This window comes from Ralstonia sp. AU12-08, from assembly GCF_000442475.1.
Classification (GTDB): Bacteria; Pseudomonadota; Gammaproteobacteria; order Burkholderiales; family Burkholderiaceae; genus Ralstonia; species Ralstonia insidiosa.
Genome location: NZ_ASZV01000007.1, coordinates 244,073 through 258,776 on the forward strand (window position 1 = coordinate 244,073; position 14,704 = coordinate 258,776).

Genomic DNA, 14,704 nt, shown 5'->3' on the forward strand with positions numbered 1-14,704 from the left:
TTTGATCAGAGCCGGCCGATGTTGTTTGTAGGGTCCATCTTGGCGGCACTGTGCTGCCTGCATCGAGACAAACATGAGCAGCTCCCTCCTGAATATTGGCGCGACCGGCCTGCAGGTCGCCAATATCAACCTACAGGTGACCGGCAACAACATCGCCAACGCCAACACGCCTGGCTATTCACGCCAAGAGGCCGTACAGACGGAGAACATTCCGCTGTACGCCGGCGTCGGCTATCTGGGGCAGGGTGCGAATGTGACGACCGTCAAGCGTATCTACGACCAGTTCCTGACGGCCCAGGTGCAGAGCGGCCAGGCCGCCACCAGCTCGGCTGACCAGCTCAACAGCCTGGTGTCCGGCCTGAGCCAGTACATGTCGGACAGCAACAGCGGCCTCTCCTCGGCGCTGACCAGCTTCTTCAACGGGGCCGACGGTCTGACGTCCAACCCGTCGAGCACCACCGCACGCCAGGTGTTCCTGAACGCCGCGGCGGGCTTGCAGAGCCGTTTCAATTCGATTGCCGGCCAGTTGACCTCGCTGTCTGGCCAGGTCAACACGCAGGTGCAGACACAGATCAGCTCGGTCAACAGCGTGGCGCAGCAGATTGCTGGCCTGAACGACCAGATTGCCAAGGCGGAGGCCTCCACCGGTCAGCCTGCCAATGACCTGCGTGACCAGCGCGACCAGCTCGTGCAGACGCTCAACAAGTCGATCAAGGCCAGCGTGGTGCAGACCGGTGACGGTCAGTACAACATCTACGTGGGCAATGGTCAGGCGCTCGTGCAGGGCAACCAGAGCTACCAGCTGGCGGCCGTGCCGTCGCAGTACGACCCGACGCAACTGTCGGTGGGCTACAAGAGCCCGGCCGGCACTGTCAACATTGACGACAGCCAACTGGGCGGCGGCGCCCTGGGGGGGCTGCTGGATTTCCGCCGCAACACGCTCATCCCGGCGCAGAACAGCCTGGGCAAGCTGGCTGCGGCCGTGTCGGCCGACGTGAACGCGCAGAACAACCTGGGCATGGACGCCAACGGCAAGATGGGGACGAACCTCTTCTCCGTGGCTGGCCCCACTGTTGCCGCCAGCAGCAACAACACCGGCAGCGCTACCGTCACGGCCAGCATCACCAACGCCAATGCGGGCCAAGGTTACGACTACCAGATCAAGTACCAGGGCGGCGCCTACACCGTCTCGCACTACCCGGATGGCTCTGCTTCCGTGACGGTGACGAGCTGGCCGACCACCATTGATGGCGTCACGATGAACCTGTCGGGCACCATGAACAGTGGGGATTCGTTCCTGGTGCGCCCGACCGCCAATGCGGCATCGAGCATGCAGACGCTCACCACCGACTATCACAACGTGGCAGCCGCCACGCCGGTGGTGCTCAACCAGGGCAGCAACAACACGGGCAGCGCTACGGTGTCGTCCATTGGTGTGGACGGCACGTACGCCGGCGCGCCGCTCACGTCGCCGGTCAACCTGACGTACAGCTCGGCGGTGGGTGGCTCGCTCTCGGGTTTCCCGGGCAGCGTGACGGTCAACGTCAACGGCACCAACACGACATACAGCGGCGGCACTGCGCCGTACACGCAGGGTGCGACGTACTCGTTCAATGGCGTGCAGCTGACGTTGTCGGGCACACCGGCCAACAACGACACGTTTGCCGTCTCGGCCAACACCGCCAACAGCACCGACGGCGGCAACGCCAGCGCGCTGGCCAAGCTGCGCAATGCCACGCTGCTCGACGGCGGCACCACCTCGATCGGCTCGTCGTGGAACAACCTCGTCACCAAGGTGGGCGTACAGGCCAACACGGCCAGCAGCAACCTGACCTCGCAGAAGGCGCTGCTGGCAAGCTCGCAGCAGCAGCAGTCGTCTGTGTCGGGCGTGAGCCTGGATGACGAGGCAATGAACCTGATGAAGTATCAGCAGGCCTACCAGGCATCGGCCAAGGTGATGCAGACGGCGAATACGCTGTTCGATTCACTGCTGTCGATTGCCGGCGGCTAACGCACACGATTGAAGAATCGCGCCAACGTGCCGATAACGTCCTAAAGCCCTTCGTCCGGACCGATCATGCGAGTCAGTACCGCCCAATTCTTTGCTGCATCCACTGCTTCCATGCAGAACACGCAGTCGAACCTGATGACGCTGCAGCAGCAGATTGCGAGCGGCATTGCGCTCACCAGCGCGGGTGACAACCCGAGCGCGTTCGGCCAGATGTCGCAGCTGCAGCAGACGCAGGACGCCAATGATCAATACCAGGCCAACCGCGACGCCACCGATGCGCGCCTGACCAACGTGTCGTCAGCGCTCACCAACCTGGCGACCACGCTGCAGCAGGGCAAGCAGAGCCTGGTGTCGGCCAATACCTCGCTGATGACGGATTCGCAGCGCATTGGTGTGCTGGCGCAGGTCAAGCAGCAGTATCAGCAGTTGCTCGCCACCGCCAACCAGCGCGATGCCTCAGGCGTGGCGTTGTTCGGTGGCGCCAACGGCACGACCGACCCGTTCGTCAATTCGGGTGGCACCGTGCAGTACGTCGGCAGCGGACAGCCGCCCACGGTGCAGGTCTCTCAGAACGTATCGATGCCGAACTCGGTGGCGGGCGACTCGGTGTTCGTGCGCATTGCCAATACGGACCCGGCCAACCCGAGCGCCAATCAAAGCATCTTCAAGACGTACGAAAACCTGATCACGGCACTGTCCACCCCGATCAACCCGGCCACCCAGGCCACCGATGTTGCCAACCTGCAGAAGGCCGTGCAGACGGCGCAGGGCAACCTCGACAACGCTTACCAGGTCGCCCTGCAGGCGCAGGTGACCGTGGGCACGCAGCAGGCGCAGATCACCACGCTCAACAGCAGCGGCTCGAGCTACGGCGAGCAGTTGAAGGAGCAGATCTCCAAGCTGCAGTCGGTGGACTACACCACCGCCATTTCGCAGTTTGCCCAACAGCAGGTGTCGTTGCAGGCCGCGCAGAAGACGTTTACGGCCATGCAGGGCATGTCGCTGTTCCAGTACTTCAATCCTTGATCGGCTGACCAGAGGCGGTCAGGGGGCGCGGCGTATCATGTCGGCTCGCCTACCGTCAGGACTGGTCATGCCCATTCAATATCTCCGCCGCCTGACCAGCCCCGAACGTACGGAAGACGCCAACCGCCGGCTGGGGCAATCGCTGGCTTTCGTGGCCGGCGCCGCCAACGCAGGCGGTTTTCTCGCCGTCAAACAGTACACGTCGCATATGTCCGGCATTGTCTCGGCAATGGCCGATGACCTTGTGCTGGGCGACGTGGTGCTCGTGCTGGCGGGCTTTGCCTCGCTGCTGGCGTTTCTGTGCGGAGCGGCCTGTACGGCGGTACTCGTCAACTGGGGCCGCCGGCGCAGCACGCAAAGCGAGTTTGCGCTGCCCCTCATGCTGGAGGCCGCGCTGCTGCTGCTCTTCGGGCTGATGGGCACGTCGCTCGGGCAATACCGCGTCGTGTTCGTGCCGGCCACCGTAGCGCTGCTGTGCTTCTTGATGGGGCTGCAGAACGCCATCATCACCAAGATTTCGAAGGCGGAGATCCGCACCACCCACGTGACTGGTCTGGCCACTGATATCGGCATCGAGGTCGGCAAGGCGCTGTACTGGAACCACGGGCACCGCAATCTACCGGCCGTGGTCGCCAACCTGCCCAAGCTGCGCTTGTTGGTTTCCCTGCTGGGGATGTTCTTCGTGGGTGGCGTGGCGGGGGCGCTGGGTTTCAAGCACGTGGGTTATGCGGCGACCATTCCGCTGGCGTCGATCCTGATGCTGCTGGCCGTGGTGCCGGTGGTGGATGATCTGATGTCGCGCCGGCGATAGGCCTGCCGCTCAGCGCAGCACCAACCCGACGCCGATGGCACAGCCCAGCACGATGAGCCACGGCACGGCTGTTCTGACGACGATGGTGCGCAGCCAGTCGCCCTCATCTGCCCGCCGTACGGAACGAAGCAGCCCGCCCGCCAGCAGCACCTCGAACGCGGCTTCCGACAGCAGCATCGGCCCTTGCGTGTAGAAGTACGTCAGCACGCCAAGGCATGCTGTCACAGCGGCCGCCACCACAGCAATCACCAAGACCAGCGGTAGCGCCTCGTCTGCAGAAGACAGGCTGTCTGCCACGCCGCTGCCGGCGTCACCCAGCAGAGATGAATCGGCTGCATCGGCCAGCGGTTCGAAATCGGCCGAGGTGCCGCCACCGCCAAATGCGCGGCCTTGCCCGCCAATGGGGCCAGGCCGCGCGGCCGTACGCCCGATATTGCCGCCAAACCGCGGCAAGGGGAGACCGGAGCCAAAGTCGATCGCATCTGCGGCTGCATCGGCAATCGAATCGCTCTGCCAGCCTCGTGCGCTTTGCTGTTTGCGACGCTGCGTGAATCCCGCATAAGCCAGCCACAGCTTGAAGGCAACGAGCATTGCCAGCCACGCGGCCACGGTGGCGATGCTGTAGCGCCACGGCGGCGAGTCCAACCCCGCCAAGTGCAGCAGCTTGTTGCAGGCCGCACCCCATGCCAGCGACCAGAGCACGATCAGCACCACGTGCAGCCGCAAGGCAAAGCGGCTCGCCAGCCGGCGGGCGAGGTTGCGTTTGAGGACGGGTTCTGTCGTGAGCGTGGGCGCTGTGGGCGTCTTCTTGCGCTTCATCAGATCATGCCGCCGTTGACGCCAATCACCTGCCGGGTGACATATGACGCCGCATCCGACATCAGAAAGCCCACGACGGCAGCCACCTCTGCCGGCTGCCCGACGCGGTTCATCGGTACTGCTTCCAGCGCTTGATCCAGGTGCTCCATGTGCGCCAGCATCTCGGTCTCGATCAGCCCCGGTGCCACGCAGTTGACGGTGATGCGGCGCGAGGCCAGCTCCACCGCCAGCGCCTTTGTCGCGCCAATCAACCCCGCCTTGGCCGCGCTGTAGTTGACCTGCCCGCGGTTGCCCATCACGCCCGAGACTGAGGCAATGGCGACGATGCGCCCGCCCTGGCGTGCACGCACCATTGGCATGGTGAGCGGGTGCACGACGTTGTAGAAACCGTCCAGGCCGGTCTCCAGCACGATGTCCCAGTCTTCGTCTGTCAGGGCAGGGAAGGCCGCGTCGCGCGTGACGCCCGCGCACAGCACGATGCCGTAGTAGGCGCCGTGTGCTTCCACATCGGCTTCGAGTTGCGTACGGCAGGCCCTGCGGTCACGCACGTCGAATTGCAGGACGCGGGCGGCACCGCCCTGGGTTTGGATGTCGGCAACGATGGCCTCGGCCTCTTTGCGGCCGCTGCGGCAGTGGACCGAGACGTCGAACCCGTCAGACGCCAGTTGGTATGCGATTGCGCGGCCAATGCCACGGCTTGCGCCCGTCACGAGAACACGGCGGCTCATGTGGTGAGACTCCCTTTGCTGAATGCTTGAAAACCGGTGGGCGGGTTCGATTCGATGATCGCTTGGGCTAGAGGCTGGCCACCGGCGTGGCTGTGCAATTGCGCAAGACTAACACCCTGTGCCCGGAGGCTTCCCATCGTTCCGGCTAGGGCGCGGCTGAGCAGTCGGCGCGGATCGGATTGTGACCGGCAGCCCTGTCCAAAGAGGCCAACCGATGGCGAAACGTGAGGCGACTACGAGCGGCTACGTGTCAGCAGGCAGATCAGGCTGCCCGCCGACAGCAAGATGGCTGGTATGTGGACCAACGCCTGCACCATTTCCTGTAGGTGAAATGGCTGTATGACAGCAATCGCTGTCTTGGCGCTCAGCAGACTCAGCAAGAGGACGATCGAAAACACAGCGATGGCGATGTGCCGAGGTCGGTGTCCAAAGGGCAATCGCTGCGCGAGTACCACAAAGCCCCACGCCAGCAGGGTACTTGCAAAGCCGGAAACGAGAGCAAGGAGCTTCGCGTTGTCAGCCGCTGCTGCCGAGACTCCCGTCATCACCGTCATCGTGATGTTGATGATGAGCCCGAAGGCCAACACATGCAGGGCGAACTGCGCGAACCCGCAATGGACTCGGGGTTGAGTGGGTGCCTGTGATGCGTTGTTCGGCGTATCGGAGTCAGTAGTCACCGCGGGCCAGATCGATCAACGAGACAACGCCCCGTTTGTCCCAAACTGAGTAAACGCCCGCCCACTCAACTCCAGCGCATCCATGACCGACCGTTCCACCACGGGTGCGAGCGAGGTCATCATCACCATAACCAGCATCAACCCCACCACCAGCGTGGCGGAAATGCCCACCGCAAACGGGTTGAGCGCCTGCGCGGTGCGTGCCAGCACGGCAAAGCCCAAGTTGACGATCATCATGATGGCGATGATCGGCAGGGCGACGCGCACGGCCAATGCGAAGGCGATGGTGCCGCCTTCGGCCAGTGCCTGCCAGCCGGGGTTGGCCAGCGGCGCAGCCGAGATGGGCAGCGCGGTAAAGCTGTCGAACAGGGCGTGCAGCAGTACGAGGTGGCCGTCGCCGGCAATGAAGGCGGTGATGGCCGTGAGGTTGAGAAAGCGGCCGAGCAGCATGCTGCTTTCGGTTTGTGTCGGGTCGACCAGCGTGGCAAAGCCCAGGCCCATCTGTATCGACATCACCTCGCCCGCACCGCTGATGGCGCTGAACACGAGCTGCACACAAAACCCAAGCGACAGCCCGATCGCCACTTGCAGCAGGGTGATCCACAACCCCTCGTAAGAGCCCACGGACACGCCAGGCGGCACCGGCAGGATCGGTGCCAGCGCCACCGTGAGAATGACGCCGAACGCCACCTTGATCGACATCGGCACTTCTGTGTTGGCAAACGGCGGCGCAATCGCAATGAACGCCAGAATGCGCACGAGCGGCCACCAGTACATGGCGATCCAACCGTTGAGCTGGCTGGCGGTGAACTGGATCATGGCGGCGGGTGGTGTGTTTGGTGGCTGCGAGTCGACTACGTCAATTCACGTAGTTGGGGATGTTGGTGAGCAGATCGCGCGTGTAGTCGACGATCACGCTCACGAGCCATGGGCCCGCCAGGATCATGGTGGCGGCTACGGCCACCAGCTTGGGAATGAACGACAGCGATTGCTCGTTCAGCTGCGTGGCAGCCTGGAACACCGCCATCAGCAGGCCGACCACCAGCGACACCAACAGCATGGGCGCGCCCACCATCATGGCGACCTGCATCGCCTGGCGCGCCATATCCAATACGTATTCGGGTGTCATGGTGGCTCCTTATTGCACAAAGCTCTGGGCCAGCGAGCCCAGCAACAGGTGCCAGCCATCCACCAGCACGAACAGCATGATCTTGAACGGCAGCGAGAAGATCGACGGTGTGACCATCATCATCCCCATCGACATCAGCACGGCCGCTACCACGATGTCGATCACCAGGAACGGGATGAAGATGGCAAATCCGATCTGGAATGCGCTCTTCAACTCGCTGGTGACAAAGGCGGGAATGAGCGCGCGCATGGGCGTCTGCTCCGGGCTGGCAATGGGCGGCATGTTGCCCATCTTGACGAACAGGGCGAGGTCCGGCTCGCGCGTCTGCTTGAGCATGAACTGGCGCAGCGGCGTGGCGGCCGTGTCCATGGCTTGTTCTACGGTGATCTTGTTGTCGCGCAGCGGCACGTAGGCGTCGGTGTATACCTTGTCGAGCACTGGCGACATGACGAAGAACGTGAGAAACAGCGCCAGCCCTATCAGCACTTGGTTGGGCGGCGTGGTTTGCGTGCCCAGCGCATGGCGCAGCAACGACAGCACGATGACGATACGCGTGAAGCTGCTCATCATCAGGATGATGGCCGGCAAGAAACCCAGCGACGTGAGAAAGATCAGCGTCTGCACCGGCAGCGTGTAGCTCTGCCCGCCAGCAGTGCCAGAGAGCAGCGGTAGGCCCGGTTGCGCCTGCGCAAACACGGCGGGCGTGGCACACAGCAGGGCCAGCGCAGCGAGGTAACGAAGAACAGCACGCATGTTCATTCCGACTTCCCCGTCAGGTGGCGCTTGACCTGGACAGCCAGTGCATCCGCAAAGGAAGGGGGTTTGGTATTGGCGCCATCACCGGAGTTGGCATTCGGCTCGGCGGGCGTGGCGGGCTCAATGGGCCGTGGCAGCGTGTGCAGTGTCTGCACGTTGTGCTGGGTAACGCCCAGCACCAGCCACGTGCCATCCACTTCCACCACTACGACTTTCTCGCGGGCGCCCAGCATCTGCTGCGCCACGACCGAGACGACCTGGCTGCGGCGCCCAGGGCCCATGCCCGCGCGCTGTTGCAGCCTGCGCAGCAGCCAGCCGGCTGCCACGATCATGGCCAATACGACAAACAGGCCGCCCAAGGTGCGGGCCCAATCAACTGCATGGTTCATTTCAACACCTTGCCCGGGGGGAGCAGTGGTTGCGCAGGGTGCGACGGCTTAGCCGTTCAACTCAGCGGTTCAACTTACGGATACGTTCGGACGGCGTGATGATGTCGGTCAGGCGGATACCGAACTTCTCGTTCACGACCACCACTTCGCCCTGGGCGATCAGGTAACCGTTCACCAGCACGTCCATCGGCTCACCGGCCAGTGCGTCCAGCTCCACCACCGAGCCCTGTGCCAGTTGCAGCAGGTTCTTGATGGGCACCTTGGTGCGGCCCAGCTCCACCGTCAACTGCACGGGGATGTCCAGGATCATGTCGATGTCGTTACGCGTGTTGCCGGCCGCACTGGGGCTATCGACAACCAGCGGCTTGAACACCGAATCGGAGGCTGGTGTGGCTGCGGGCGGATTGGCTGCAGCGCGCTGTGCGGCCTCCAGGGCCATGGCCTCTTCCATCGTCATCTCGACATCGATGTCGTCGGCGCTGGTCTCGGGGTTCATGGTCGGTTCAGTTGTCATCTTCAGACTCCATGGCAGATTCACTGCCGCTCATATTCAGCATGCGGTTGACCCGCAGGGCGTATTGACCGTTGAAGGTGCCGTAGCTGCATTCCATGACGGGCACGCCGTCCACCTTGGCGGTCACGGACTCGTCCAGCTCAACCGGCAAGACATCGCCCACCTTCATGTTCAGGAGGTCGGAAAACTGCACGCGGGCGGTGGTCAAGTCGGCAATCAGTTCCACCTCGGCGGTCTGCACCTGCTGCGAGAGCAGCCGCACCCAGCGCTTGTCCACTTCCAACGCCTCGCCCTGGATGGCGGAGGTGAGCCGGTCGCGGATCGGCTCGATCATCGTGTAGGGCATGCAGATGTGCACGTCGCCGCCGTTGCTGCCCAGCTCCACGCTGAAGCTGGTCGTCACCACCACCTCGTTGGGCGTGGCGACGTTGGCGAACTCGGTGTGCATTTCCATGCGCAGCTGTTCGAACTCGATCGGGTAGATCGGCTGCCAGGCCTTGGCATAGTGGTCGAACATGAGTTGCAGCATGCGCTGGATGATGCGCTGCTCCACATCGGTAAAGTCACGGCCTTCCACACGCATGTGAAAGCGCCCGTCGCCACCGAACAGGTTGTCGACCACCAGGAAGATCAGGTTGGGGTCGAACACGAACAGCGCCGTGCCGCGCAGCGGCTTGACGTGCACGAGGTTGATGGCAGCCGGCACGACCAGGTTGCGGATGAACTCGCTGTACTTCTGGACCTTTACCGGACCAACGGAGATTTCCGCGTTGCGGCGCATGAAGTTGAACAACCCCAGGCGCCAGTTGCGCGCAAACCGCTCGTTGATGATTTCCAGCGTGGGCATGCGCCCACGGACGATGCGCTCCTGAGAGCCCAGGTTGTAGGTGCGTACACCAGACGGGTCGGCCGCGACAGGTTCCTCGTCGACCTCGTTGGTGACGCCCTTGAGGAGCGCATCGATCTCCTCCTGGGAAAGAAACTCTTCCTTGAGCATGTCACTGGATCACGAAGTTGGTGAACAGGACGTCCGCCACCGGCGATTCCTTGCCGACAGCCGTGAACACCTGCTCGCATTGTTCGACGATTTCCTTGGCCAATGCGGCCTTGCCCTCTGCCGGATACAGCTCGGTGGGCGACTTGCTGGCCAGCAGCGTCAGGATCCGGCTGCGCAGTTCGGGCGTGTAGGTCTTGATGCCTTCTTCAGCGTGCTTGTCAAAACTCTTGAAGGTGATGCCGATCTGCAGATAGCGATCGTTGCCTTCCTCGGGCTTCAGGTTGACGGTCAGGGTATCCATTGGCACGAACACCGGTTCTTTGGGCTTGGCCGGTGCGGCAGGGGATGCAGCGTGATTGCCGCCTCCCAGGAAGAACCAGGCGGCGGCGCCGCCCATGCCGACGAGCAGGAGCACGATCAGGATGATCAGCAGCAGCTTGGTGGAGCCGCCCTTGGCAGCAGGGGCGGGGGCAGTAGTGGCGGCAGCGGCTTCGGCCATGGGGATCACTCGGAGCTAATGGGACAACGATCGGGGGGAAGACCTGTCCGGCTCGAAATTCGGAAATTCCAGAGTCGGGTTCTCGGTTGGCATTCTTCCTCACCTCTGTCCAGCTCATTCCGGCAAGAAACGCGGTCAATCCCGTCTATCTCGGGGGTTTGCGGCAAAGCGCTGGGGGGATTGCGTTGTCATAAAGTTATCTATTAATCACTTTTATGCGACGTATCTCGTCCCCATGCGCCTTCCTCATCTCCCGGCACGCAAACCGCTGCGTAAAAGTGATGTCTGCCCGAAAGATTTGCCGGTGCGTGCCGTTGTAGTTCTGCAAAGGGCGTCGGGCAGGTTTCCGGCGCCGCACAACGTCCTGCCGGAAGCCGTCTTGAATTCCTTGTCCATGCCCACCAATGCTGCCTTTGGTCCCGTCGATGCCGACGGGCTGCCGGCTGACTGTCCGGCACGCGGCGAGCCGCCGGGCTTTTGCCCGAAGCTCGACCTGCTGTCGATGGTCAACGCGCTGACAGAGGGCATTCTGGTGTGCGATGGCCTGCGACGCGTGACCTACGCCAACCCCAGCGCAGCGCGCCTGCTGGGCGTGCCGGTGGCCGAGTTGATCGGCCGCACGTTGGCACAGGTGGTGTTGTCGGCCGTGGACGAGTTTGAGACCACCATCCACGACGCCGACTGGCCCGACCGTGACGTGATGGCCGAGGGCCTGCCGCAGTTGAACCAGATCTTTGGGCTGCACTGCCAGGACGGCCGCACCGTTTGGGTGTCGAGCAACTGGACGCCGCTGTACACCGAGGGCGGCCATTCGATGACCGCCGTGCCCGCGGCCGGGTCCAATGCGGGCGCGCCGCCGTACTCCGTGCTGGTGTCGCTGGTCGACATCACGCAGATCCGCGAAGCGCAGCAGCGTATCCGGCATCTGGCCACGCACGATACGCTCACCGGCCTGCTGAACCGCTCCGCGCTGGAAGACCGACTGGAGCATGCGCTGGCCATCGCGCGCCGCAACCGTACGCGCGTGTCGGTCATGTTCCTGGATCTCGACCGTTTCAAGAACGTCAACGACACGCTGGGCCACCAGTTTGGCGACATGCTGCTGCGCGAAGTGGCCGCCCGCCTGCAAGCCTGCGCGCGTGAGGCCGATACAGTGGCCCGCCTGGGCGGTGACGAATTTGTCGTCATGCTCGAATCGCTCGATGCCCTGGGTACGCGCCGGGTCGCCGAGCGCATTCTCTCGGCCATCAGCGCGCCGTTCCATATCGACGGGCAGGAGCTGTTCCTGGGGGTGTCGATCGGCATTGCCGTCGCACCTCACGACGGCGACGACCCCAACACTCTGCTGCGCAAGGCCGACGCGGCCATGTACCTGGCCAAGGAGCGCGGCCGCAACAACTTCCAGACGTTTACCAGCGATCTGGACGACCGCGTTTCGCGCCGTTTCCGCATTGAATCGGGCCTGCGCCGCGCCAGCGACCGCAACGAGTTCTACGCCGACTACCAGCCGCGCGTGGACGTGAAGAGCGGCCGCATCGTCAGCGTGGAGGCGCTCATCCGCTGGAACTCGGCAGATTTCGGCCGCATGATGCCCGGCCAGTTCATTCAAGACGCGGAAGAGACCGGCCTGATCGTCGAGATCGACCGCTGGATCCTGCGCGCCGCTTGCGATCAGCTTGCGCGCTGGCGCCGCATCGGGCTGCCGCAACTGCGCATGTCGATCAACCTGTCAGGGCAAGCATTCAGCTCGGGGCAGCTCAGTGCCATGGTGCGTGGGGCGCTGTCCACCAGCGGCTTGCCAGGGGACGCGGTTGAGTTGGAGATGACCGAGGGCATCCTGATCCGCGATGATCCGTCGCTACATGCGCTGCTGACCGAGTTGCGCGCGATGGGGGTGTCGCTGGCGCTGGACGATTTCGGCACCGGATATTCATCGCTGTCGTATCTGCACCGCTTCCCGATCGACACGCTCAAGATCGATCGCTCGTTCGTGCAGGACTTGCCGCATGTGGCCGAGCGCGCCGCCATCACGCGGGCCATCATCATGATGGCGCAAGCGATGGGCATGAAGACCGTGGCTGAAGGTGTGGAGACCACCGGGCAGCTCGAATTCCTGCGCGAAATTGGCTGCGATGAGTATCAGGGCTACCTGCTTACACGGCCGCTGGAGCCATCTGCCGTGCAGGATCTGGTGCGCGAGAACGTGCGTCGCTATGGGCTGCGCGAGCCACGTCTCCTGTGATTTCGAGTCTTTTCAGGGTGTCCTGAAAAGCGTAGCGAGCCGCCCGAGGTTGACACGAGAAGCGCAGCCGTACACGCGTACAGCGAGCATCGCAGGATCAAGATCGGACGGCGCAGTAGCTTTGCGGGACGCCCTATAGCTGCAACCCGTTGCTGACCACGTACATGGTCACCTCGGCATTGTTGCGCAGCCTCATCTTCGAGAGCACCCGCCCCCGATACACGCTGACCGTCTTGGCGCTGATCTGCAGCGCCTCGGCAATCTCACTCAGCGTGCGGCCGGAGCCAAGCATGCGCAGGGTCTGGAATTCCCGGTCGGACAGGATGTCATGGCGGGGCTTGTCCCAGTCGACGTTCAGATTGTCGGCCAGCACTTCAACCATGTCGGACGGTAGGTATTTCTTGCCCTTGGAGATGGCGTTGACGGCCGCCAGCAACTGCGGCTGGGTGGCGTCCATCGGCAGATAACCGGATGCGCCGGCCTTGAGTGCGCGCACGGCCAGCAGCGCCTCGGGGTGGCGGCCCAGCGCCAGCACGGCCAGGCGCGCATGCTGCTGGCGGACGGCCTTGATGGTCAGGAATTCGTCACCGGTGGCAGATTCCACCGAGAACAGCATGACGTCCCACTCGCGTTCGGCAAGCAGGTCTTGGTTGGCGTTGTGCAGGTCGGGTACGGCCTCGATCTGCCGGGCCAGGCGTGAATCCTTGAGGATCTGGCGCAAGCCTGCACGGGCAATATCGTGCGGTTCGACAATCAGAACGTTGAGCATGGTGGGCGTTGCGGTCAAACGGGCTCGACTTGAGCTCTTCTAACCGCCGGCAGGTTTTGGGCTGGTCCGGCGGGCCTGCAACTCCCCATCTGTGCGATGGCGCTCTCTATATAGGGATGCGGGCGCCTCTGAACTGGTCGATCGAGTATAGCCGAGCACGTATCTGCCAAGAAGACGGCCTGGCGCCTCTTTTGGTGGGGGGCGGAAGTAGGGGGTGCCGCCGGAGCCAAACCGCCGCTCGCGCACAAATTTGTCAAGTTGCCCCTAAACTTTCTGCCGGGGCCACCGATAACCTGAGTACAACGCAGACCTGATCCCCTTCAAGTTGCAGGTCACGTTGCCCGGCCTAGCCGGAACGAGCAATCAAACGGGCAACAACGCCATCGGGAAACTTAGGAGCCGTCATGTCCCTCAGCCTTAATACCAACATCTCGTCCCTGCAAACGCAGCAAGCTCTGTCGCAATCGCAGAACGCTCTGCAAACGTCGCTGCAACGCCTGTCGACCGGCCTGCGCGTGAACAGCGCCAAGGACGATGCCGCTGCTTACGCTGTGGCCTCCAGCCTGACCACCACGCTGAACGCCCAAACCCAGGGTATCCAGAACGCCAACAACGCACAGTCGTATCTGCAAACGGCCGACTCGTACCTGGGCCAGGTTGAAAACAACCTGCAGCGTATGAACCAGCTGGCAGTGGAAGCCAACAACGGCGGTCTGTCGACCACCGACCAGGCCAACCTGGACAAGGAATACCAACAGCTGGCCACGGCCAACAAGAACATCGAAACCAACGCCAACTACAACGGCGCCAAGCTGTTCGATGGTTCGGTGACCTCGACGGCGTTCCAGTACGGCCAAAGCTCGACCACGGACGTTGCTACGGTTACCAACGCCAACCTGTCGTCCTTCGGTACGCTGACCGGTACGAGCGTGACCAGCGCTGCCAACGCCACGGCAGCCCAAGCTGCCATTGCCACCGACCTGACCAACCTGAAGGCAGCTCGCGCAAGCCTGGGTGCACAACAAAGCGGTCTGAGCTCGACCATCAACACGCTGACCTCGTCGAACACCGCGCTGTCGGCTGCCAAGTCGACCATGATCGATACGGACTACGCGTCGGAAACGTCGAACATGACCCGCCAGAACATCCTGCAGCAAGCGGGTACGGCCATGCTGGCGCAAGCCAACTCGGCACCGAACAGCATTCTGAACCTGCTGAAGGGCTAATAGCAGGCTGATGCTGGCCCGGCCTGTCTGGTACAGGCGGCTGGGCGCAGGAGTCGGTAAAGGCCGGCGCTCTTCGGGGCGCCGGCCTTTTCTTTTGTTGATCGATACCCC

General features: G+C 63.1%; 16 protein-coding genes. 5 read left to right on the forward strand and 11 right to left on the reverse strand.

All coding sequences use genetic code 11. From position 1 onward, the window contains the following. The first annotated feature begins 73 nt into the window (after positions 1-73). The 3 genes from flgK (at position 74) to C404_RS35455 (ending at position 3,848) form a co-directional block, all read left to right on the forward strand. Complete coding sequence (gene flgK / locus C404_RS35445; protein WP_021193473.1) at positions 74-2,011, forward strand: flagellar hook-associated protein FlgK; 1,938 nt, start codon at positions 74-76, stop codon at positions 2,009-2,011. A 66-nt stretch (positions 2,012-2,077) separates the two neighbouring features. Next, on the forward strand, positions 2,078-3,037 hold the full coding sequence (gene flgL / locus C404_RS35450) for a flagellar hook-associated protein FlgL (RefSeq protein ID WP_031328888.1): 960 nt from the start codon (positions 2,078-2,080) through the stop codon (positions 3,035-3,037). A 67-nt stretch (positions 3,038-3,104) separates the two neighbouring features. Next, a complete protein-coding gene (locus C404_RS35455) occupies positions 3,105-3,848 on the forward strand; it encodes a YoaK family protein (protein ID WP_021193475.1) in 744 nt (247 codons plus the stop codon). 9 nt (positions 3,849-3,857) lie between these two features. Here the strand turns inward: C404_RS35455 and C404_RS35460 are convergent, their stop codons facing one another. The 10 genes from C404_RS35460 to fliL form a co-directional block, all read right to left on the reverse strand. Further along, positions 3,858-4,667 (reverse strand): hypothetical protein, encoded by an 810-nt coding sequence (locus C404_RS35460; RefSeq protein ID WP_021193476.1) that lies wholly within the window; start codon positions 4,665-4,667, stop codon positions 3,858-3,860. Beyond that, positions 4,667-5,395 carry a 3-ketoacyl-ACP reductase FabG2 gene (locus C404_RS35465; protein WP_021193477.1) on the reverse strand — a complete coding sequence of 243 codons (729 nt, stop codon included), beginning with the start codon at positions 5,393-5,395 and terminating at the stop codon, positions 4,667-4,669. Before C404_RS35465 ends, C404_RS35460 begins: the two co-directional genes overlap by 1 nt. A 233-nt stretch (positions 5,396-5,628) precedes the next feature. After that, positions 5,629-6,072 (reverse strand): hypothetical protein, encoded by a 444-nt coding sequence (locus C404_RS35470; protein WP_156667265.1) that lies wholly within the window; start codon positions 6,070-6,072, stop codon positions 5,629-5,631. 15 nt (positions 6,073-6,087) lie between these two features. Continuing rightward, complete coding sequence (fliR, locus tag C404_RS35475; protein WP_021193479.1) at positions 6,088-6,891, reverse strand: flagellar biosynthetic protein FliR; 804 nt, start codon at positions 6,889-6,891, stop codon at positions 6,088-6,090. Between the two features lie 40 nt (positions 6,892-6,931). After that, positions 6,932-7,201, reverse strand: coding sequence for a flagellar biosynthesis protein FliQ (gene fliQ / locus C404_RS35480; RefSeq protein WP_021193480.1), 270 nt, complete (start codon positions 7,199-7,201; stop codon positions 6,932-6,934). Positions 7,202-7,210: 9 nt separating this feature from the next. Beyond that, positions 7,211-7,960, reverse strand: a complete 750-nt coding sequence (gene fliP, locus C404_RS35485) for a flagellar type III secretion system pore protein FliP (RefSeq protein WP_021193481.1) — start codon at positions 7,958-7,960, stop codon at positions 7,211-7,213. Then, the gene (gene fliO / locus C404_RS35490) at positions 7,957-8,346 is read right to left on the reverse strand and encodes a flagellar biosynthetic protein FliO (RefSeq protein WP_021193482.1); all 390 of its coding nucleotides are present in this window, start codon (positions 8,344-8,346) and stop codon (positions 7,957-7,959) included. Before fliO ends, fliP begins: the two co-directional genes overlap by 4 nt. Before the next feature lie 61 nt (positions 8,347-8,407). Next, on the reverse strand, positions 8,408-8,860 hold the full coding sequence (fliN, locus tag C404_RS35495; RefSeq protein WP_031328889.1) for a flagellar motor switch protein FliN: 453 nt from the start codon (positions 8,858-8,860) through the stop codon (positions 8,408-8,410). Then, positions 8,850-9,857 carry a flagellar motor switch protein FliM gene (gene fliM / locus C404_RS35500; RefSeq protein WP_021193484.1) on the reverse strand — a complete coding sequence of 336 codons (1,008 nt, stop codon included), beginning with the start codon at positions 9,855-9,857 and terminating at the stop codon, positions 8,850-8,852. Before fliM ends, fliN begins: the two co-directional genes overlap by 11 nt. A gap of 1 nt (position 9,858) precedes the next feature. Next, on the reverse strand, positions 9,859-10,356 hold the full coding sequence (fliL, locus tag C404_RS35505; protein WP_021193485.1) for a flagellar basal body-associated protein FliL: 498 nt from the start codon (positions 10,354-10,356) through the stop codon (positions 9,859-9,861). Positions 10,357-10,750: 394 nt separating this feature from the next. Here fliL and C404_RS0129620 point away from each other — a divergent pair, with 394 nt between their 5' ends. Next, complete coding sequence (locus C404_RS0129620; protein ID WP_152524408.1) at positions 10,751-12,598, forward strand: putative bifunctional diguanylate cyclase/phosphodiesterase; 1,848 nt, start codon at positions 10,751-10,753, stop codon at positions 12,596-12,598. 133 nt (positions 12,599-12,731) lie between these two features. On the opposite strand, the gene C404_RS35510 is transcribed toward C404_RS0129620, so the two are convergent. Then, a complete protein-coding gene (locus tag C404_RS35510; protein ID WP_031328891.1) occupies positions 12,732-13,367 on the reverse strand; it encodes a LuxR C-terminal-related transcriptional regulator in 636 nt (211 codons plus the stop codon). 404 nt (positions 13,368-13,771) lie between these two features. Between C404_RS35510 and C404_RS35515 the strand changes: the two genes are divergently transcribed. After that, entirely contained in the window at positions 13,772-14,593 is an 822-nt protein-coding gene (locus C404_RS35515; RefSeq protein WP_021193487.1) for a flagellin N-terminal helical domain-containing protein, read from the forward strand. Positions 14,594-14,704 lie beyond the last annotated feature (111 nt).

What these genes read in the sequence shown, in the direction of transcription:
- flgK (WP_021193473.1), top strand. Translation starts at nt 74, where the DNA reads ATGAGCAGCTCCCTCCTGAATATTGGCGCGACCGGCCTGCAGGTCGCC.
- flgL (WP_031328888.1), top strand. Translation starts at nt 2,078, where the DNA reads ATGCGAGTCAGTACCGCCCAATTCTTTGCTGCATCCACTGCTTCCATG.
- C404_RS35455 (WP_021193475.1), top strand. Translation starts at nt 3,105, where the DNA reads ATGCCCATTCAATATCTCCGCCGCCTGACCAGCCCCGAACGTACGGAA.
- C404_RS35460 (WP_021193476.1), bottom strand. Translation starts at nt 4,667, where the DNA reads ATGAAGCGCAAGAAGACGCCCACAGCGCCCACGCTCACGACAGAACCC.
- C404_RS35465 (WP_021193477.1), bottom strand. Translation starts at nt 5,395, where the DNA reads ATGAGCCGCCGTGTTCTCGTGACGGGCGCAAGCCGTGGCATTGGCCGC.
- fliR (WP_021193479.1), bottom strand. Translation starts at nt 6,891, where the DNA reads ATGATCCAGTTCACCGCCAGCCAGCTCAACGGTTGGATCGCCATGTAC.
- fliQ (WP_021193480.1), bottom strand. Translation starts at nt 7,201, where the DNA reads ATGACACCCGAATACGTATTGGATATGGCGCGCCAGGCGATGCAGGTC.
- fliP (WP_021193481.1), bottom strand. Translation starts at nt 7,960, where the DNA reads ATGAACATGCGTGCTGTTCTTCGTTACCTCGCTGCGCTGGCCCTGCTG.
- fliO (WP_021193482.1), bottom strand. Translation starts at nt 8,346, where the DNA reads ATGAACCATGCAGTTGATTGGGCCCGCACCTTGGGCGGCCTGTTTGTC.
- fliN (WP_031328889.1), bottom strand. Translation starts at nt 8,860, where the DNA reads ATGACAACTGAACCGACCATGAACCCCGAGACCAGCGCCGACGACATC.
- fliM (WP_021193484.1), bottom strand. Translation starts at nt 9,857, where the DNA reads ATGCTCAAGGAAGAGTTTCTTTCCCAGGAGGAGATCGATGCGCTCCTC.
- fliL (WP_021193485.1), bottom strand. Translation starts at nt 10,356, where the DNA reads ATGGCCGAAGCCGCTGCCGCCACTACTGCCCCCGCCCCTGCTGCCAAG.
- C404_RS0129620 (WP_152524408.1), top strand. Translation starts at nt 10,751, where the DNA reads ATGCCCACCAATGCTGCCTTTGGTCCCGTCGATGCCGACGGGCTGCCG.
- C404_RS35510 (WP_031328891.1), bottom strand. Translation starts at nt 13,367, where the DNA reads ATGCTCAACGTTCTGATTGTCGAACCGCACGATATTGCCCGTGCAGGC.
- C404_RS35515 (WP_021193487.1), top strand. Translation starts at nt 13,772, where the DNA reads ATGTCCCTCAGCCTTAATACCAACATCTCGTCCCTGCAAACGCAGCAA.